This window comes from Streptomyces sp. NPDC058691 (genome assembly GCF_042714775.1).
Taxonomy (GTDB): domain Bacteria; phylum Actinomycetota; class Actinomycetes; order Streptomycetales; family Streptomycetaceae; genus Actinacidiphila.
Map to the genome: position 1 here is coordinate 1 of NZ_JBHXSO010000026.1, position 19,779 is coordinate 19,779.

A 19,779-nucleotide genomic window follows, 5' to 3' on the forward strand; every position below is an offset into this window, starting at 1 on the left:
CCGCCACTCGGCGGTCGCGGGCCCGTCGGCGTTTCCGGAGGGCTCTCCGGATGCGGGTGTGGATCACTCGGGCCACTCTGAGTGCACTTGTTGTTCCGGAGGGTGAGGAGAGTGCATGCGTTCCTCGATCCGCTCGATGATCGGCGGACTGACGCTGGCATCCGCGCTCGCGATGCCGCTGGTGGTCCCTGCGTACACCGCGTACGCCGCCGCCTTTGAGCCCGCCGCGCCGGGCGTGGAACCCGTGGCCCCGGAGGCGCGGAGCGTCGCCGTGCCCGAGGCCGCGTCGCAGGAGGGGGAGGGGGCCTCGTACGCCGCGGAGGCGGAAGGAGCCTCGGCCGCCGAACCGGGCCAGGAGTCCATAGCCCGGGGCGCGGGATCCTCCGCGCCACTCGGCCGGGCGGCGGCGCCCGCGGCACCTGAGGCGCGCCGCGACGTGGCGAGTCCGAAGACGCCGGCACAGGGTGCCACCGGAGCCGTCATAGGCGGTGCGCCCGTGTCGACCCAGCAGTACCCCTGGGCCGTGGCCCTCTCCAGTCGCTCCCGGTACGGGACGACACGCTCGGGGCAGTTCTGCGCCGGTGCCCTCGTGGGGCCGGCCACCGTGGTGAGCGCCGCGCACTGCTTCACCCCGGCCGCGCTGGGCGGGGACTGGAGGCAGGTGCCGGATCTGCGTGTCATCGGCGGTCGCACGGACCTGAGCGGCACGGGGGGCAAAGAGGTGCCGGTCAGCAAGGTCTGGGTGAACCCGGCCTACGATCCGGCGACCAACAACGGCGACGTGGCGGTGGTCACGCTCGCCGAGCGGCTTCCGGCGTCGTCCGCGATCCCCATGGCCAAGCCCGGCGACAGTGCCGTCTACCGTTCCGGCACCCCGGCGAAGGTGCTCGGCTGGGGCGACACCACGGGGCTCGGCACGTACTCGAACACCTTGCGGGCGGCCCCGGTCAAGGTGCTTTCCGATTCGGTGTGCCGGCAGGCCTACCCGGGAAGCGTCGACGGCAAGTACCTGCCCGGCTCCATGGTGTGCGCGGGTGAACTCACCGGCGGCCGGGACTCCTGCCAGGGGGACAGCGGCGGCCCGCTCGTGGCGGGACAGCGGCTGATCGGCCTGGTGTCCTGGGGCTCCGGCTGTGCCCAGGCGGGCCACCCGGGGGTCTACACCAGGGTCTCGTCGGTCTCCGGGCTGGTCGGGCAGCACTCGTGACCGGGTGATGACGGATGATCGTGCACCGTGGCGCGTCCAGGCGCCACGGATGCGCGGTGCGGATGGCGCCACGGGCCCCATGCCGCGATGACGAGGTGCGGACAAGCCGACGGGCGGCCTTCCATGCGGGAGGCCGCCCGTTGCTGCAAGCTCGTCGCAGTGCTACGCGTCAGCGTTCGTCATCGACCGCGACGGTCGGCGTGGCCGTGAGGCGGCCGCTCTCGTCCTGTATTTCCACAGCGATCTTCTTCAGTTCGGGCTCGAACTTACGCCCATGGTGCGCGCAGAAGAGCAGCTCACCGCCGCTGATCAGAACGACGCGCAGGTAGGCCTGGGCGCCGCAACGGTCGCAGCGATCCGCCGCCGTCAGCGGGCTCGCGGGGGTCAGAACTGTAGTCACGTCGCCTCTTCTCTAGCTCGACGAGCTGTCGTACCAGGGTCAACATCCAACCAGGCCGATACTGTTCCCGCTCATGCCTTTTTCCTGGAAACCGTTGTTGTAGCGGCTGGATGCTACCGATTGGCGGCGAATGATCCTCTGGTGTGGTTATTTGTCGTATTTGGGGCAATCAGGCGGAACTGGTCAGATTCTTCAGTTATGTCCCGCCGGCTGGCTTGCCGGTTGTTGATGAGGACGTGCCCGCAGCCTAAATGGTTCATGCCTCCAGGGGAACGTGACATGTGTATCACTCAAACGAGGGATCGAACATGCCTTCGATAGCGGGCTATCGTGGACCGCATACCGGGTCGCGGCGAAACGGCCGCGCGCGGCCTCGGTACGCTCTGACCGATACGGCTGTAGAACTTCATCGAGGAGACGTCCCGCGTGACCGCCGAAACATCCGTGCCGTCCACCGCGTTGCTGACCGGTGCAGATCGTGACGGCTCCAACTACACCGCGCGGCATCTGCTGGTACTCGAAGGCCTGGAGGCGGTGCGTAAACGCCCGGGCATGTACATCGGCTCCACCGACAGTCGCGGCCTGATGCACTGTCTCTGGGAGATCATCGACAACTCCGTCGACGAGGCCCTCGGCGGGCACTGCGACCACATCGACGTCGTCCTCCACGAGGACGGCTCGGTCGAGGTGCGCGACAACGGCCGCGGCATCCCCGTCGACATCGAGCCCAAGACCGGGCTGTCCGGCGTCGAGGTCGTCATGACCAAGCTGCACGCGGGCGGCAAGTTCGGCGGCGGGTCGTACGCGGCCTCCGGCGGTCTGCACGGTGTGGGCGCCTCGGTCGTCAACGCCCTGTCCGCCCGGCTCGACGTCGAGGTCGACCGCGGCGGCCACACCCACGCCATCAGCTTCCGGCGCGGCGTCCCCGGCCGCTTCGCCAAGCCCGGCCCGGAGGCGCACTTCGAGCCGGAGAGCGGGCTCGACAAGTCCAAGAAGGTGCCGCGGACCCGCACGGGCACCCGCGTGCGCTACTGGGCGGACCGCCAGATCTTCCTCAAGGACGCCAAGCTCGCCCTGGAGACGCTCCACCAGCGTGCCCGCCAGACCGCGTTCCTGGTGCCCGGCCTGACGATCGTCGTCCGCGACGAGCGCGCCGAAAACGGCTCCGAGGACGGCAAGCCGGTCGAGGACACCTTCCACTTCGACGGCGGCATCAGCGAGTTCGCCGACTACCTCACCCCGGACAAGCCGATCTGCGACGTGCTGCGGCTCTCCGGCAGCGGCACCTTCAAGGAGACCGTCCCGGTCCTCGACGACCGCGGCCACATGAGCCCCACCGAGGTCACCCGCGAACTCGGCGTGGACGTGGCGCTGCGCTGGGGCACGGGGTACGACACCACGCTGCGCTCCTTCGTAAACATCATCGCGACGCCCAAGGGCGGCACCCACGTCCGCGGCTTCGAGGGGGCCATCACCCGGACGGTCAACGAGGTGCTGCGCGCCAACAAACTGCTGCGCGTCGCCGAGGACGACGTCGTCAAGGACGACGCCCTGGAGGGCATGACGGCCGTCGTGACCGTGCGGCTCGCCGAGCCGCAGTTCGAGGGTCAGACCAAGGAAGTGCTCGGCACCTCCGCGGCCAACCGCATCGTCTCCAACGTGGTCGCCCGCGAGCTGAAGGCCTTCCTCACCTCGACCAAGCGTGACGACAAGCAGCAGGCCCGCGCCGTGATGGAGAAGGCCGTCGCCGCGGCCCGCACGCGGATCGCCGCCCGGCAGCACAAGGAGGCGCAGCGCCGCAAGACCGCGCTGGAGTCCTCGTCGCTGCCGGCCAAGCTCGCCGACTGCCGCAGCGACGACGTGGACCGCAGCGAACTCTTCATCGTCGAGGGCGACTCGGCGCTCGGCACCGCGAAGCTCGCGCGCAACTCCGAGTTCCAGGCGCTGCTGCCGATCCGCGGCAAGATCCTCAACGTCCAGAAGTCCTCGGTCTCGGACATGCTCAAGAACACCGAGTGCGGTGCGATCATCCAGGTCATAGGAGCCGGCTCAGGCCGTACCTTCGACATCGACCAGGCCCGCTACGGCAAGATCATCATGATGACCGACGCCGATGTCGACGGCAGCCACATCCGGTGCCTGCTGCTGACGCTCTTCCAGCGCTACATGCGGCCCATGGTCGAGGCCGGCCGGGTCTTCGCCGCCGTCCCGCCGCTGCACCGGGTCGAGCTCACCAACCCCCGCAAGGGGCAGGAGAAGTACGTGTACACGTACTCCGACCGCGAGCTGCGCGACACGCTGCTGGAGTTCGAGCGCAAGGGCATCCGCTTCAAGGACAACATCCAGCGGTACAAGGGCCTGGGCGAGATGGACGCCGACCAGCTGGCCGAGACGACCATGGACCCGCGCCACCGGACACTGCGCCGGATCAACATCAGCGACCTGGACGGCGCCGAGCTGGCGTTCGACTTGCTGATGGGCAACGAGGTGGCGCCGCGCCGCGAGTTCATCACCAACTCCGCGGCCACCCTGGACCGCTCGCGCATCGACGCCTGACGTCCACCCGGTGCGAACCGGGGCGCCCGCCAGGCTCTTTAGGCGAAACCGCCGTCCCCCACCCCTCGGGGTGGGGGATCGTCACCTGATGGGGTGAAGGTTTCTGCTTGGGGCCTCCCGGATCTTCCCGCAATGTCCATGCTTGGGCGCACGGCCGAACGGTCCGTGAAGCGAGGAGAGTCCGTGAAAGAGCACGACGGGGCGGAGCCCAGCGGGCTGCGGGTGGACGACCCCTGGTACGACGCCCTGGCCGCCGGGGACTGGGAGGGACCGCAACCGCCACCGGCGCCCGTACCCCCACAGACCCCGCCGTCCGGCCGCGCCGCCGTGTACCGGGAGGTGCAGCGCAGCGGCCCGTTCCAGGAGGTCCGCGGCCGCTACCGGCGGTTCGTCTTCCCGGCGACCCTGGCCTTCCTCGCCTGGTACCTGCTCTACGTCGTGCTCGCGACCACGGCCCCCCGCCTGATGGCCCGGCCGGTCGCCGGCGAGCTCAACGTCGCGATGGCCCTGGGACTCGCCCAGTTCGCCTCGACCTTCCTGCTGACCTGGGCCTACGCCCGGCACGCCCGGCTGCGCCGGGACCGGGCCGCCCTGGAACTGCGGTGGGACACCCAGGAGCGGATGCGGTGACCGGCAACCACCAGGGACTCGCACTGGTCCTCTTCACCGTCTTCGTCTCCGTCACCCTCGCCATCACCGCCTGGGCCGGGCGGCGGCGCAGTTCCTCCGTCGAGTTCTTCGCGGGCGGCCGGCTCTTCTCCCCCCTGGAGAACGGATTCGCCATCGCGGGCGACTACTTGTCCGCCGCGACCTTCCTCGGCATCTCCGGCCTCATCGCGCTCTTCGGGTACGACGGGATGCTCTACTCGGTCGGCTTCCTGGTCGCCTGGCTGGTCGTCCTGTTCCTCGTTGCCGAACTCGTCCGCAACTGCGGCCGCTACACCCTCGCGGACGTCCTCAGCGCCCGGATGAAGCAGCGGCCCGTGCGCATTGCCGCGGGCACCGCCTCGGTCGTCGTCTCCGTGCTCTACCTGGTCGCGCAGATGGTGGGCGCCGGAAGCCTGGTCGCACTGCTGCTCGGCGGCCAGGGGTCGGCCGCCCGCACGTGGACCGTGGTCGGGGTGGGCGCCCTCATGGTCTTCTACGTCACCTTCGGCGGCATGCGGGCCACCACATGGATCCAGATCGTCAAGGCGGTGCTGCTGATGGGCGGCACGCTCGCCCTCACGGTGCTGGTCCTGATCCGCTTCCACGGCGATCTCGGCGGCCTGCTGCGCGCGGCTGCCGACGGCAGCGGCCACGGCCGCGCCTATCTCGCCCCGGGCCTGAAGTACGGCGAGAACTGGACCTCCCGGCTGGACTTCATGAGTCTCGGCCTCGCCCTGGTGCTGGGCACGGCCGGCCTGCCGCACATCCTGTCCCGCTTCTACACCGTGCCGACGGCCCGCTCGGCCCGGCGCTCGGTGGTCTGGGCGATCGGCCTCATCGGCAGCTGCTATCTGATGATCATCGTGCTCGGGGTGGCCGCGGCCGCCGTCGTCGGCTCGGACGCCGTACGGACCTCCAACGCCGCCGGCAACACCGCGGTGCCCCTGCTCGCCCTCGACCTCGGCGGGGGAGCGGGCTCCACGGGCGGGACCGTGCTCTTCGCCATCGTCGGCGCCATCGCCTTCGCCACGATCCTCGCCGTCGTCGCGGGCATCACGCTGGCGTCCTCCGCCTCCGTGGCGCACGACCTGTACGCCACGCTGCGCCGCCCGCGCCCCGGCGGCGCCCCGCGCCGCGAGCACGAGGAAGTGCGTGTCGCACGACTGGCGGCCGTCGGGATCGGCGGCGTGGCGATCGGGCTGAGCCTGTTCGCGCAGGGGCAGAACGTGGCGTTCCTGGTGGGACTGGCGTTCGCGGTGGCGGCTTCGGCGAACCTGCCGGTGCTGCTCTTCACCCTGTTCTGGCGGAAGTTCACCACCCGGGGCGCGGTGTGGTCGGTGTACGGCGGGCTGGTGCCGGCCATGGCGCTGGTCGTGCTCTCACCGGTGGTCTCCGGTAGCCCGGACTCCCTCTTCCCGGGTATGGACTTCGCCTTCTTCCCGCTCCAGAACCCGGGGTTGGTGTCGATCCCGCTGGGCTTCCTGGCCGGCTGGGCCGGGACGTTGCTCACGCGTGAGCCCGCCGACGCCGACGCGTACGCGGAAGTTGAGGTCCGGGCCCTCACGGGCGCAGGAGCGGCGTAGGAGGCCTTGCCCCGCCCCGGAGTCCACACCGCGCCTCTCGACGCCCGAGGACGGCACCGGAACGCGTGGAGCGGGTCCTCCAGGCGTTCGGCCCGAACCCGTGGAACGCGGGCCCTACACCGCGGAGTTCGTCAGGACCGCCGGCTGAATGCCACTGATCTCCATGCGCAGCGGTGCCCCCAGGGCCGCCCCGCAGCTCTCGGGCCGGGGCGGCTCCGCCGCGACCGCGGTCACCCCGACGTCCCAGACCCGGCCGTCGACGTGCCGCACGCGCGTGCCGTCCACGGTCAGCGCTCCGGCTCCGTCCTCGCCGGTCAGCCGGCGCACGGCGAGCTCGGCCGCCTGACCCGGGCGCTCCCACGCGGAGCGCCCCCGGCAGCCCTCCAGCACGACACGGCCCTCGCGGGCGGCCTCCAGGACCTGCCGCGCCAGCGGGAGGTCCACGCGGCCGTAGGCGTAGCCGTACGGCAGCACCAGCATGGTCGGCGAGAAGCGGTGGCCGCCCAGGTGGGTCACCTCCCACACCTGACCGAGCCGTGCGGCGGCGAGTTCGGCCGCCAGCGGGCGGCCGTTGAGCGCGCAGCAGCGGTCGCGCTTGCCGTTGGTGCACACCAGGGCCAGCGGATCACCTTCGTACGGCATCCCGAAGCCGCGGTGGTCGCCGCGGCCGAGCGCCGTGAAGTCCAGCCCCAGCAGGGCCTTCGGGTCCTCCAGGACGGCCTCCCGCACCCACGAGCGCCCCGGCACGGTGTGCGCCACGTACGCCGTGCGCCGGGGGACGTCGCGCCGCCGGTCGGCATGCGGCCCGGGCCGCCGGATGAGCCCCACGCGCACCCCGGTACCCGCCGCGGCCCGCTCCAGCGCCCGTCCCACCCGCGGATCCAGATGGCTCCCGGTCAGCGCCTTGGGCCCCCACGGCCCTGGTTGCTCCAGCAGCAGCCATGTGCGCGCGGTCGCCGCGGTCGCGGCGACGGGCTCCGCCAACGAGCTGGACACGGTCGTGCAGGTGCTCATGAAGGTAAGCCTAACCTTCTGAATCACCCCACGGCTCTCCAGCCCCTCCCGTGTAGCGCGAGTGACCCCTCAGGCGTCCGGAATATCCACCTTTGCGCGCACCATGGTCTCGCGGGTGATGACCACGATCCGCTCGTACTCCGCCACCCCGGCGTCGGCGGGGAGGCTGTTCTTGAGTTCACCGGTCATGTCCGTGCCGATCACGGCGAAGCGTCCATCGCTCAGCTCGAAAATGTCTGGACATGTCGACCCGCTCATGCTTCCGCGCAGGCGAGGGGGCACACCAAGACGACGTGCGATCTTCACGAACACTCCTAAGCGCTCTCCCACGGGGAGGCGCCGGGAAGCGGGAAGTTCGCGCGCGGGCCGCCCCGCGGTCAGCGATGCGATTTTTATATGAATTGAGGTCAAAACGGGCAAGGTCATCGTGCCATGGCTGGGTTGGGCTGCGCGTCGACACGTCCCAGCGGCTGTGAAGTTACGGCATTCGAGTGACGGTTGTCGCTAAAACCTGGGACCTCGACCTGTGTGACGTGTGTTCTTAATACGGTTGTATGGATCTGCCGCGTTCGTACTCCGTGATCGCCGCGTCGACGAGCCTCCCGAACTGCACCTCGTCGCCGTCCGGGTCCAGGACGGCGCGGTGTGGGCTGGTGAACGCCCAATAGTCGCGGAACTTCGCGCTCTGCACCAAGACTCTCAAATGGCCCTGCATCTCGGAGGGTCGAAGATTGTCAAGGCGGAAGGCGAGCAGGTGCTGGGCGAACACCAGGTTCGCGTAGAGCAGTTCCTTGCCGCGTTCGGCCGGGACGGACTCGAAGCCGGGCCACACGGCGATGAGTTCCGGATTCTCAATGGCAATCTTGAGCAGTTCGACATGCACGGCCCGTACGTCCGCCTCGGCGCTGCGGTACAACTGCGCATGGGTGCGGGTGAGTTCACGCCGCTGCATGGACAGCTCGTGCCGGTGGTGGCGTGCCTTCCGCTGCTGCACGGCAAACGTCACCAGCACCGCTGCGAGTGCCAGTCCGGAGAACGCCGCGTTGGCCGCCATGAAGGTGGATGCGGCAGAGTCCGCGCCCGTGCCCGAGGGCGACGCGAGGGTGACCATGAGCTTGCCCAGTGCCACGGCGACGACGGCCGTGAGCACCAAGACGGTGGTGACCCCGATGACCAGCAGAGCGGCGATTCCGCCCACCTCTCGGGAACGCGCCATGTGACCCCCCGATCCGCGCATGGCCGTTGTCCCGACGGCCGCAGCCCGAAGAAACGATGCTCCGGGCAGGTGCGAGCGGCTCTGATCGGCTGCCTCGGAGAGGTGAGAAGCACGCAGGGAGGTGCGGATCCGGCACCCGCCGTCCAGGGAGTGTTACCCGCTGGGGCCTGGTGTGAAGCGCGCTATTCAGGTCAGGCGGCCGCTGTATTGGCCCAGGTTGTGGGAGTGTGCAGAGCTTTCACCTCATCCGCCCCTCCTGCGTACCCCCGATACCGCCGGCCCCAGTGGTTTGCGCAAGCGCGCAAACCACTTGCATGGCGTGTCGTATGCTTGCGCACATGACGCGACGGCTTGCCGAAGTAGCGAAGAAGGTCGGGGTCAGTGAGGCCACCGTCAGCCGTGTGCTGAACGGGAAGCCGGGGGTGTCGGAGGGGACCCGGCAGGCGGTGCTGACGGCGCTGGACGTACTGGGGTACGAGCGGCCCACACAGTTGCGGGGGAACCGGGCGCGGCTGGTGGGGCTGGTGCTGCCTGAGCTGCAGAACCCGATCTTCCCGGCGTTCGCTGACATCGTTGGCGCGGCGCTGGCGCAGCAGGGGCTCACGCCCGTGCTGTGCACGCAGACCGCGGGCGGGGTGTCGGAGGCGGACTATGTGTCGCTGCTCCTGCAGCAGCACGTCTCGGGCGTGGTGTTCGCCGGTGGGCTGTACGCACAGGCGGACGCGCCGCACGACCACTACCGGCTGCTCGCGGAACGCAATCTGCCGGTTGTGCTGATCAACGCGGCCATAGAGCACCTCGGCTTCCCGCGGGTGTCGTGCGACGACTCGGTGGCGGTCGAGCAGGCGTGGCGGCATCTGTCCTCGCTCGGCCACGAGCGGATCGGCCTGCTGCTGGGGCCCTCCGACCACGTGCCGTCGCGGCGCAAGCTGGTGGCGGCCCGCGCCGCGGCCGCCGCGACCGGGACGTCGCTGCCGGACGAGCACGTCGGCAGGGCGATGTTCACCCTTGAGGGCGGCCAGGCGGCGGCGGCGAAGCTGTGGGAGCGAGGGGTCACCGGGATCATCTGCGCCAACGACCCGATGGCGCTGGGTGCGGTGCGCGCGGCGCGCCGGATGGGGCTGTCGGTGCCGGGGGACGTCTCCGTGATCGGGTACGACGACTCGGCGTTCATGACGTGCACGGACCCGCCGCTGACGACCGTGCGCCAGCCGATCGAGGCGATGGGACGCACCGCGGTCGAACTCCTCGCGCTGAAGATCGCGGGCAAGCAGGTCGCCTCCGACGAGCTGCTGTACGAGCCGGAGTTGGTCGTCCGAGGCACGACGGGGCCGGTACGCGGCTGAGCCCCGCGCGCCGCGCGACGGCGTACCCCCACAGAGCCCGCGGTGCCCGGCACCGCGGGCTCCCTCGCGTCCCGGCCGGCTGCCTCCGCCCGGACGCGGCAGGCCCGCCGGTCACGCCCTGCCCCGGCGGTTGAAACGCTTCGCAGAGCACCTGCGCAAGCTCGTCAGTCTTTTGCGAAAACTGCGCGACATCTTGCGGACATCTGCGGGGAGTGCTTGAGTGTGCGGCGCCCCCGCTGTGCGTAGCCGGGGGCTTCCACGCTCATGCCCGAAGGGGACCACCGATGAGAAGCTCCTGGTTCCGCCCCGCCCGCCGTGCCTCCGCGGCCGCGCTCGTCTCCGCGCTGGCCCTGGTCGCCCTCTCCGCCTGCGGCACCAGCAGCAGCGGGGACAACGACGACAACGCCGGCGGCGCATCATCGTCCGACCCGACCGCCCCGCTGGACCCGAAGGCCAAGGTCACGCTCACCATCGACTGTATGCCGCCGGCCGCCAAGAAGGCGGAGCTCAAGGAGTGGAAGGAGGACGTCGCCACCTTCAACAAGCAGTACCCGAACGTGACGATCGACGGTAAGTCGACGCCCGGTCAGTGCGAGGAGCCGGCCCGCTTCACCGCGGCGCTGAAGGCGAAGTCCCAGCCGGACGTGTTCTACACGTACTTCACCGACCTGCAGCAGGTGCTGGACAACGACGGGGCCGCGGACATCTCCGCGTACGTGACGGACAAGACCGTCCCCGCGCTCCAGGACATCGACCCCAACGTGCTGAACGTCCTGAAGAAGGACGGCAAGCTCTACGGCCTGCCCACCAGCAACTACACCATGGGCCTGCTCATCAACCGCAAGCTCTTCACGCAGGCCGGCCTCGACCCCAACAAGCCGCCGACCACGTGGGAAGAGGTACGCACGGCGGCCAAGGCCATCGCGGGTCTCGGCAAGGGCATCGCCGGGTACGGCGACTACAGCGCCCAGAACACCGGCGGCTGGCACTACACCGCCACCATGTACGGCTTGGGCGGCGACGTCGTCTCCGAGGACGGCACCAAGGCGGCCTTCAACACCGACCTCGGCAAGCAGATCGTGCAGAACCTGCACGACATGCGCTGGACCGACAACAGCATGGGCCAGACCCAGCTGCTCAAGTGGGGCGACCTGCAGAAGCAGATGGCGGGTGACAAGCTCGGCATGTTCCTGGCCGCGCCCGACGACATCACGTACATGGTCCAGCAGCTCGGCGCCGACTACGCCAACTTCGGCATGGGCCCGATCCCCGGCGGCAAGGCCACCCTCTTCGGCGGCAACGACTACATGATCAAGAAGGGCAGCTCGCCCGACAAGATCAAGGCCGCCATCGCCTGGCTGAACTTCAAGACCCTCACCCCGGGCAAGGGCCAGTTCGAGTACGCACGGTCCAAGGCGGACGGCCTGCCCGTCGGTCTGCCCCAGCCGGCCTTCTTCACCGGCGCGAGCAAGGCCAAGGACGACCAGCTCAAGTCGGCCAGCGCCACCATGCCGGTGGAGAACTTCCGCGCCTTCATGGACAACCCGATTCCCGGCAAGGCCGAGCCCGCGAAGGCCCAGGAGATCTACAAGGTCCTGGACAACGTGATGTCCGGCGTCCTCACCAACAAGAACGCGGACGCCGCCAAGCTGCTGTCCACCGCGGAGACCCAGGTCAACCAGGTCCTCGCCAACCAGTAGCACCGGACCGGACCCCCGGCCCCCCGGCACTCAGGAGTAACGATGTCGGCCCCCAGCGCCCCCACCCTGCCCGCCAGCACTCCCGCGAAGAGCCGGTCGCGCCGCTCGGCACGCCGCCCTGCCCCGGATCCCCACCGTCCGGGGCGGGCCGGCCGCTCCGTGCGCCGCAACCTCACCGCGTACGGCTTCCTCATCGGCGCCGTGCTGTGCTTCGCGTTCTTCTCCTGGTACCCGATGGTCCGGGAGTTCGTACTGGCCTTCCAGAAGACCAAGGACGGGCACACCACCTGGGCCGGCTGGTCCAACCTGAACTACGTCTTCCACGACCCCGCCTTCTGGCAGGCCTGGCGCAACACCCTGCTCTTCACCGGCCTGGCGCTGCTGCTCGGATTCGCGGTGCCGTTCTTCGTCGCGCTGCTGCTGAACGAGCTGCGGAAGGCGCAGGGCTACCTGCGGCTGCTGGTGTACCTGCCGGTGATGCTGCCGCCGGTCGCCTCGGTGCTGCTGTTCAAGAACTTCTACAACCCCGAGTACGGCCTGTTCAACCGCATCCTCGAGACGCTGCACCTGCCCGCCCAGCAATGGCTGCAGTCCACCGACACCGCCATGCTGTCGGTGGTCATCGCGTCCACCTGGATGAACATGGGCGGCGCCACCCTGATCTACCTGGCCGCCCTGCAGGGCATCCCAGGCGAGCTGTACGAGGCCGCCGAGCTCGACGGGGCCGGACTGCTGCGCAAGATCTGGCATGTGACGATCCCGCAGACCCGGCTCATCCTCTCGCTGATGCTGCTGATGCAGATCATCGCCACGATGCAGGTCTTCACCGAGCCCTTCCTGCTGACCGGCGGCTCCGGCCCGGAGGGCTCCACGACCACCGTCGTCTATCTGATCTACCAGTACGCCTTCAACTTCAACAACTACGGCGGCGCCGCGGCGCTCGGCCTGGTCCTGCTCGTGCTGCTGGCGGTCTTCTCCGCCGGCTACGTGCGGCTCAGCCGGGCCGCGGACGAGTAGGGCGGGGAACCCCACGATGAGCAGCACGAGAACGCTGATATCGCCGACACAGCTGGCGACCCGGCGCGGCAAGATCCTCTACCGGACGGTCCTCGTCCTGGTGGTCGCCGTCTTCACGCTGGTCTTCCTCGGCCCCCTGTACTGGATGGCCGCCAACGGCCTGAAGTCCACGGAGGAGTTCGCGCAGATCCCGCCCACCGCCTTCCCGCAGGCCTTCCACCCCGAGAACTACAAGAGCGCCTGGGACGTGATGGATCTGTCCCACTTGCTGATCAACACCCTCTGGTACGCCTTCGGGGCGCTCGCCTTCCAGCTGGTCCTCGACGTGGCCGCGGCCTACTCGCTGTCCAAGCTGCGCCCGGTGCTGGGCAACGTGATCCTCGGCATGATGCTGGCGACGCTGATGATCCCGGCGGCCGTGCTGGTCGTGCCGCAGTACCTGACCGTGCTGGACGTGCCGATCTTCCAGCGCAACCTGCTCAACTCGCCCTGGGTGATCTGGCTGCCGTCGGTCACCAACGCCTTCAACATCTTCCTGCTGAAGCGGTTCTTCGACTCGGTGCCGCAGGAACTGCTGGACGCCTCCGCCATCGACGGGGCCTCCCAGTTGCGCACCCTGTGGTCGGTGGTCCTGCCGATCTCCCGCCCGATCCTCGGAGTGGTCTCCATCTTCGCGATCGTCGGAGTCTGGAAGGACTTCCTCTGGCCGATGCTCACGCTGCCGGATCCGACGAAGCAGACGCTCAACGTCGGCATCTACTCGCTCGCCAGCGGGGTGCCGGAGAACTGGCTGCTGGCGGCCATCGCCATGGCCTCCGTCCCCACCCTGCTGATCTTCCTCGTCTTCCAGCGCAACATCATGAGCGGCCTGACCGCCGGCGGCCTGAAGGGCTGAGGCCCGCACCCGCCCACCGCACGACCGCTTCCCACCAGCGCCACGCCGCCCGCCGCACGGGCCGGCGGCGTGGTCCCAGCTGCCCGAAAGGACCAGTCACGTGGCAGACACCCAGCCGACCGAGGCCACCGACGAGTGGTGGCGCGGAGCCGCCATCTACCAGGTGTACGTACGCAGCTTCGCCGACGGCGACGCGGACGGCACCGGCGACCTCGCCGGGGTGCGGTCCAGACTGCCGTACCTGGCGGCGCTGGGCGTCGACGCCCTCTGGTTCAGCCCCTGGTACCCCTCGCCCCTGGCGGACGGCGGCTACGACGTCGCCGACTACCGGGCCATCGACCCGGCCTTCGGGACCCTGGCCGAGGCGGAGAAGCTCATCGCGGAGGCCCGCGGCGTCGGCATCCGCACCATCATCGACGTCGTCCCCAACCACATATCCGACCGGCACGTCTGGTTCCAGGCCGCGCTCGCCGCGGGACCGGGCAGCGTGGAGCGTGAGCTGTTCCACTTCCGCTCCGGCCGCGGTGAGAACGGCGAACTGCCCCCGAACGGCTGGCGGTCCCAGTTCGGCGGCCCCGCCTGGACCCGGCTGCCCGACGGCGACTGGTACCTGCACCTGTTCGCACCCGAGCAGCCCGACCTCAACTGGGAGCACCCCGCGGTCCGCAAGGAGCACGAGGACGTCCTGCGCTTCTGGTTCGACCGCGGCGTCGCCGGGGTGCGCATCGACTCGGCGGCCATGGTCGCCAAGGACCCGGCGCTGCCCGACTTCGAGGAGGGGCGCGACCCGCACCCCTACATCGACCGCGACGAACTGCACGAGATCTACCGCTCCTGGCGCACCCTCGCGGACTCCTACGGCGGTGTCCTGATCGGCGAGGTGTGGCTGCCGGACGCCGAGCGCTTCGCCCGCTACCTGCGGCCCGACGAGCTGCACACGGCCTTCAACTTCGACTTCCTGTCCTGCCCCTGGGACGCGGAGCGGCTGCGTACCTCGATCGACGTGACGCTGGCCGTGCACGCGCCCGTGGGTGCGCCGGCGACCTGGGTGCTGGCCAACCACGACGTGACCCGCACGGCCACCCGCTACGGCCGCGCGGACACCGGTTTCGACTTCAAGACCAAGGCCCACGGGATCCCGACCGACCTGGCGCTGGGCACGCGCCGCGCCCGCGCCGCCGCCCTGCTCACGCTCGCCCTGCCCGGCTCGGTCTACCTGTACCAGGGCGAGGAACTGGGCCTGCCCGAGGTCGAGGACATCCCGGCCGACCGGCTGCAGGACCCCATGTACTTCCGCTCCGGCGGCACCGACCCGGGCCGTGACGGCTGCCGGGTGCCGCTGCCCTGGTCCGGCGACGCGCCGCCGTACGGCTTCGGCGGGGAGCAGCCCTGGCTGCCGCAGCCCGCGGACTGGGCGCGGTACACCGCCGATGCGGAGCAGGCCGACCCCGGTTCCATGCTCGCCCTGTACCGCACGGCGCTGGACATCCGCCGTGCCGAACCCGGCCTCGGCGAGGGGCCGATGAGCTGGCTCGACAGTGCCGGCGAGGTGCTCGCCTTCCGCCGCGAGGGCGGTTTCGCCTGCGTGGTCAACCTGTCGGGGACCCCGGTGGACCTTCCCCGCCACCGGCAGCTCGTGCTGGCCAGCGGCCCGCTCGGCGAGGACGGCCGGCTGCCCCAGGACACGGCGGTGTGGTTGCGCCTGGAGGAGTAGCCGCCGCACCGCGCCGCACCGGCGGCCCCCTCCGTCCCCACGCAGGAGAGGTGTGGTTGTCATGCGCGCAGCAAGGCTGGAGGTCCTGTCGAGCGCGCCCGCGTACGTCCGAGGACCTCGGCGCCAACCGGGGCGGCACCAGGCGCACTTGGAGCTTTCGGCGCACCGCTTCCCCGGCGCCCTGCGGGCCCCGCCGTCCTGCCCGCGGGCCCGCCCGTACCGGGGCACGCGTCCAGGTCGCCCGGACCACCGCCAGGCCCGCGAACGCCCTGTCCGTCACGGACCTCGTGGCCGGCCCCGCCGGAGCGGGCGGCTGACCTTCACGGGCACCACCGGCCGGCCCGCCGCCCGACTCGGCGGGCTGGAGGCGTACGCGTCCTGACCGCGTACGCCGAGGGGCGCGGCACCGCATCGGTGCCGCGCCCCTCGCCTTGCCGTGATCAGGCCCGTCACACCGGGCCGGCCACCACCGCGACCCTCTTGGTCAGCGCCACACCCGAGCCGTCCCGCCGCGGGTCCTTCGGCGGAAGGTCGGCGGGGGCACCGGTGGACGTGGCGGCGCGGGCGGGGGCGACGCCGGCCCAGGCCAGCAACAGCACGTCCTCGCCCTTCAGGAAGCGCTGGCAGCGCACGCCGCCGGTCGCCCGGCCCTTGCGCGGGTACTGGTCGAACGGCGTGAGCTTGGCCGTGCTCTCCTCGGCCCCGGTCAGCACCTCACGGGCGCCGGCGAGGGTGAAGACCACGGCGTCGGCCGACGGCTCCACCACCGTGAAGGAGATCACCTTGGCGCCCTCGGTGAGCTTGATGCCGGCCATGCCGCCCGCCGGGCGGCCCTGGGGACGCACCTGGCCCGCCGGGTAGCGCAGCAGCTGGGCGTCGTCGGTGATGAAGACCAGGTCCTCCTCGCCGGTGCGCAGCTCGACCGCGCCGACGATCCTGTCGCCCTCCTTGAGGGTGATGACCTCCAGGTCGTCCTTGTTCGCCGGGTAGTCCGGCACGACACGCTTGACGACGCCCTGCTCCGTGCCGAGCGCCAGGCCCGGTGAGGACTCGTCCAGTGTGGTCAGGCACACCACCTGCTCGTCCGGCTCCAGCGACAGGAACTCCGCGAGCGGCGCGCCGCCCGCCAGGTTCGGCGTGCCGGACATCTCCGGGAGGATCGGCAGGTCGATCACCGCCAGCCGCAGCAGCCGCCCGGTCGAGGTGACCGCCCCGATGTCCGCCCGCGCGGTCGTCGGCACGGCCGAGACGATCACGTCGTGCTTGACCCGCTTGCCGTCGCCCGGCGACAGGGCCTCGCCGTTCGCGGTGCGCGCCATCAGGCCGGTGGAGGACAGGAGCACGCGGCAGGGGTCGTCGGCGACCTCCAGCGGCACGGCCGCGATCGGCGTCGCGGCCGAGTCCAGCAGGACCGTGCGGCGTTCGGTGCCGTACTTCTTGGCCACCGCCGCCAGTTCGGTGCTGACCAGCTTGCGCAGTTCGGCGTCGGACTCCAGGATCCGGGTCAGCTCCTCGATCTCCGAGGTGAGCCGGTCCCGCTCGGACTCCAGTTCAATGCGGTCGAAGCGGGTCAGCCGGCGCAGCGGGGTGTCGAGGATGTACTGGGTCTGGATCTCCGACAGCGAGAAGCGCTCGATGAGCCGCTCCTTGGCCTGGGCGGCGTTGTCGCTGGAGCGGATGATCGAGATGACCTCGTCGATGTCGACCAGCGCGACGAGCAGGCCCTCGACCAGGTGGAGCCGGTCGCGGCGCTTCCCGCGGCGGAACTCGCTGCGCCGGCGGACCACCTCGAAGCGGTGGTCGAGGTAGACCTCGAGCAGTTCCTTCAGACCCAGCGTGAGGGGCTGGCCGTCCACCAGGGCCACGTTGTTGATGCCGAAGGACTCCTCCATCGGCGTCAGCTTGTACAACTGCTCCAGGACGGCCTCGGGGTGGAAGCCGTTCTTGACCTCGATGACCAGCCGCAGCCCGTGCTCGCGGTCGGTGAGGTCCTTGACGTCGGCGACGCCCTGCAGCCTCTTGGCGCCGACCAGGTCCTTGATCTTGGAGATGACCTTCTCCGGGCCGACCGTGAACGGCAGCTCGGTCACGACCAGGCCCTTGCGGCGGGCGGTGACGTCCTCCACCGAGACCGTCGCGCGGATCTTGAAGGTGCCGCGCCCGCTCTCGTACGCGTCCCGGATGCCGTCCATGCCGACGATGCGGCCGCCGGTCGGCAGGTCGGGGCCCGGCACGTGGCGCATGAGCGTCTCGAGGTCCGCGTTCGGGTAGCGGATCAGGTGGCGGGCGGCGGAGATGACCTCGCCGAGGTTGTGCGGCGGCATGTTGGTCGCCATGCCGACCGCGATGCCCGAGGCGCCGTTGACCAGCAGGTTCGGATACGCGGCGGGCAGGGCGACGGGCTCCTGCTCCTGGCCGTCGTAGTTCGGCGTGAAGTCGACGGTGTCCTCGTCGATCGACTCGACCATCAGCATCGCGGCCGGCGCCGTGCGGCACTCGGTGTACCGCATGGCGGCCGGCGGGTCGTCATTGCCGAGTGAGCCGAAGTTGCCGTGTCCGTCGACCAGCGGCACCCGCATCGAGAACGGCTGCGCCATGCGCACCAGGGCGTCGTAGATCGACGCGTCGCCGTGCGGGTGGAGCTTACCCATCACCTCGCCGACGACGCGGGCGCACTTCACGAAGCCGCGTTCGGGACGCAGCCCCATCTCGTTCATCTGGTACACGATCCGGCGGTGCACCGGCTTGAGCCCGTCGCGGGCGTCGGGGAGCGCGCGCGAGTAGATGACCGAGTAGGCGTACTCGAGGAAGGACCCCTGCATCTCGTCGACGACGTCGATGTCGAGGATCCGCTCCTCGAAATCGTCCGGCGGCGGGGTCTTCGTGGTGCGGCGGGCCATCAGGGCGCTGCTCCTTCGGCTGGACCTCATCGGGTGCGGACATGTGACTGACGCGGACCATTGTGGACCGCCCCACCGACAGCCCGGACCACCCCCCGGCTCCTGCGCGCCGGTGACGGGAACTTCGCAGGCTGTTTGTCCGCTGCCTAGAGTGGCAGGTCTAGGCACGAAACAACGAGTACGCGACGGGAAGGACAGCTTGCCCATGGGTCACACGGCCACGCCGGAGGCAGAATCCGGCGGCCTCACCGCGACCGAGCACCGCCTGGCCAACGGCCTGCGTGTGGTGCTCTCCGAGGACCACCTCACCCCGGTCGCCGCGGTCTGCCTCTGGTACGACGTCGGTTCCCGTCACGAGGTGAAGGGCCGTACCGGACTCGCCCACCTCTTCGAGCACTTGATGTTCCAGGGATCGGCGAACGTCAAGGGCAACGGACACTTCGAACTGGTCCAGGCCGCCGGCGGCTCGCTCAACGGCACCACGAGCTTCGAGCGGACCAACTACTTCGAGACCATGCCGGCCCACCAGTTGGAGCTGGCGCTGTGGCTCGAGGCCGACCGCATGGGCAGCCTGCTGTCCGCGCTGGACCAGGAGAGCCTGGATAACCAGCGCGACGTGGTCAAGAACGAGCGCCGTCAGCGGTACGACAATGTTCCCTACGGCACCGCGTTCGAGCGGCTGACGGCCATGGCGTACCCGGACGGGCACCCGTACCACCACACGCCCATCGGCTCCATGGCGGACCTTGACGCCGCCTCCCTGGAGGACGCGCGCGCCTTCTTCCGGACGTACTACGCCCCGAACAACGCCGTCCTGGCGGTGGTCGGCGACATCGACCCGGAGCAGACGCTCGCCTGGATCGAGAAGTACTTCGGCACCATCGCGTCCCACGACGGCAAGCCGGCGCCGCGCGACGGTTCACTCCCTGGAGTGATCGGCGGGCAACTCCGCGAGGTCGTCGAGGAGGACGTCCCCTCCCGTGCCCTCATGGCCGCCTACCGGCTGCCGGAGGACGGCAGTCGCGCGGCCGACGCCGCCGATCTGGCGCTCACGATCCTCGGCGGCGGGGAGTCCTCCCGGCTCCACAACCGGCTGGTCCGCCGGGACCGCAGCGCGGTCGCGGCCGGCTTCGGCCTGCTGCGGCTGGCCGGGGCGCCGTCGCTCGGCTGGCTGGACGTCAAGACGTCCAGTGGTGTCGAGGTGCCCGACATCGAGGCCGCCGTCGACGAGGAGCTGGCCCGCTTCGCCGAAGAGGGCCCCACTCCCGAGGAGATGGAGCGGGCCCAGGCCCAGCTGGAGCGGGAGTGGCTGGACCGGCTGGCCACGGTCGGCGGTCGCGCCGACGAACTGTGCCGCTACAGCGTGCTGTTCGGCAGCCCGCAACTGGCACTGACCGCGGTCAAGCGGGTCCTGGAGGTCACCGCCGACGAGGTGCGTGACATCGCGGCGGCCACACTGCGGCCCGACAACCGTGCCGTGCTCGTCTACGAGCCCACGGGCTCCGCGGCGGCTTCCGGCGAGGACTCCGACGAGTCCGACGAGTTCGAGGAGGGCGTGGAACAGTGACCGAGGTCCACAGCAC

General features: G+C 70.3%; 15 protein-coding genes. 10 read left to right on the plus strand and 5 right to left on the minus strand.

The features are described from left to right. Positions 1-436: 436 nt before the first annotated feature. Complete coding sequence (locus ACFWVC_RS19715) at positions 437-1,207, plus strand: serine protease (RefSeq protein WP_384287447.1); 771 nt, start codon at positions 437-439, stop codon at positions 1,205-1,207. A gap of 169 nt (positions 1,208-1,376) precedes the next feature. Here the strand turns inward: ACFWVC_RS19715 and ACFWVC_RS19720 are convergent, their stop codons facing one another. Continuing rightward, entirely contained in the window at positions 1,377-1,607 is a 231-nt protein-coding gene (locus tag ACFWVC_RS19720) for a hypothetical protein (RefSeq protein ID WP_384287162.1), read from the minus strand. Between the two features lie 426 nt (positions 1,608-2,033). On the opposite strand from ACFWVC_RS19720, the gene ACFWVC_RS19725 reads away from it, so the two are divergent. From ACFWVC_RS19725 to ACFWVC_RS19735, 3 genes are all read left to right on the plus strand, one after another. Continuing rightward, positions 2,034-4,163: a type IIA DNA topoisomerase subunit B gene (locus ACFWVC_RS19725; RefSeq protein WP_384287164.1), complete on the plus strand. Its 2,130-nt coding sequence runs from the start codon at positions 2,034-2,036 to the stop codon at positions 4,161-4,163. Between the two features lie 183 nt (positions 4,164-4,346). Next, positions 4,347-4,793, plus strand: coding sequence for a DUF485 domain-containing protein (locus ACFWVC_RS19730; RefSeq protein ID WP_384287166.1), 447 nt, complete (start codon positions 4,347-4,349; stop codon positions 4,791-4,793). Continuing rightward, positions 4,790-6,394 (plus strand): cation acetate symporter, encoded by a 1,605-nt coding sequence (locus ACFWVC_RS19735; RefSeq protein WP_384287169.1) that lies wholly within the window; start codon positions 4,790-4,792, stop codon positions 6,392-6,394. Before ACFWVC_RS19730 ends, ACFWVC_RS19735 begins: the two co-directional genes overlap by 4 nt. A 114-nt stretch (positions 6,395-6,508) precedes the next feature. Here ACFWVC_RS19735 and ACFWVC_RS19740 read toward each other — a convergent pair whose 3' ends face one another. The 3 genes from ACFWVC_RS19740 to ACFWVC_RS19750 all read right to left on the minus strand — a co-directional run bounded on the left by ACFWVC_RS19740 (position 6,509) and on the right by ACFWVC_RS19750 (position 8,624). Continuing rightward, positions 6,509-7,408, minus strand: a complete 900-nt coding sequence (locus tag ACFWVC_RS19740) for a sucrase ferredoxin (RefSeq protein ID WP_384287172.1) — start codon at positions 7,406-7,408, stop codon at positions 6,509-6,511. A gap of 69 nt (positions 7,409-7,477) precedes the next feature. Continuing rightward, positions 7,478-7,714, minus strand: a complete 237-nt coding sequence (locus ACFWVC_RS19745) for a hypothetical protein (RefSeq protein WP_384287174.1) — start codon at positions 7,712-7,714, stop codon at positions 7,478-7,480. 235 nt (positions 7,715-7,949) lie between these two features. Beyond that, entirely contained in the window at positions 7,950-8,624 is a 675-nt protein-coding gene (locus ACFWVC_RS19750; RefSeq protein ID WP_384287177.1) for a DUF6082 family protein, read from the minus strand. Between the two features lie 338 nt (positions 8,625-8,962). Between ACFWVC_RS19750 and ACFWVC_RS19755 the strand changes: the two genes are divergently transcribed. The 5 genes from ACFWVC_RS19755 (at position 8,963) to ACFWVC_RS19775 (ending at position 15,296) form a co-directional block, all read left to right on the plus strand. Then, positions 8,963-9,970: a LacI family DNA-binding transcriptional regulator gene (locus tag ACFWVC_RS19755; RefSeq protein ID WP_384287179.1), complete on the plus strand. Its 1,008-nt coding sequence runs from the start codon at positions 8,963-8,965 to the stop codon at positions 9,968-9,970. A 284-nt stretch (positions 9,971-10,254) separates the two neighbouring features. Then, complete coding sequence (locus tag ACFWVC_RS19760; RefSeq protein WP_384287181.1) at positions 10,255-11,670, plus strand: extracellular solute-binding protein; 1,416 nt, start codon at positions 10,255-10,257, stop codon at positions 11,668-11,670. A 42-nt stretch (positions 11,671-11,712) separates the two neighbouring features. Then, the gene (locus ACFWVC_RS19765) at positions 11,713-12,687 is read left to right on the plus strand and encodes a carbohydrate ABC transporter permease (protein ID WP_384287183.1); all 975 of its coding nucleotides are present in this window, start codon (positions 11,713-11,715) and stop codon (positions 12,685-12,687) included. 16 nt (positions 12,688-12,703) lie between these two features. Beyond that, entirely contained in the window at positions 12,704-13,582 is an 879-nt protein-coding gene (locus tag ACFWVC_RS19770; RefSeq protein ID WP_384287186.1) for a carbohydrate ABC transporter permease, read from the plus strand. Positions 13,583-13,682: 100 nt separating this feature from the next. Continuing rightward, positions 13,683-15,296, plus strand: coding sequence for a glycoside hydrolase family 13 protein (locus ACFWVC_RS19775; RefSeq protein WP_384287187.1), 1,614 nt, complete (start codon positions 13,683-13,685; stop codon positions 15,294-15,296). Positions 15,297-15,745: 449 nt separating this feature from the next. Here ACFWVC_RS19775 and ACFWVC_RS19780 read toward each other — a convergent pair whose 3' ends face one another. Then, positions 15,746-18,196, minus strand: coding sequence for a DNA topoisomerase (ATP-hydrolyzing) subunit A (locus ACFWVC_RS19780; RefSeq protein WP_384287189.1), 2,451 nt, complete (start codon positions 18,194-18,196; stop codon positions 15,746-15,748). A 205-nt stretch (positions 18,197-18,401) separates the two neighbouring features. Between ACFWVC_RS19780 and ACFWVC_RS19785 the strand changes: the two genes are divergently transcribed. Next, positions 18,402-19,763, plus strand: a complete 1,362-nt coding sequence (locus ACFWVC_RS19785) for a M16 family metallopeptidase (RefSeq protein ID WP_384287192.1) — start codon at positions 18,402-18,404, stop codon at positions 19,761-19,763. Positions 19,764-19,779: the final 16 nt, after the last annotated feature.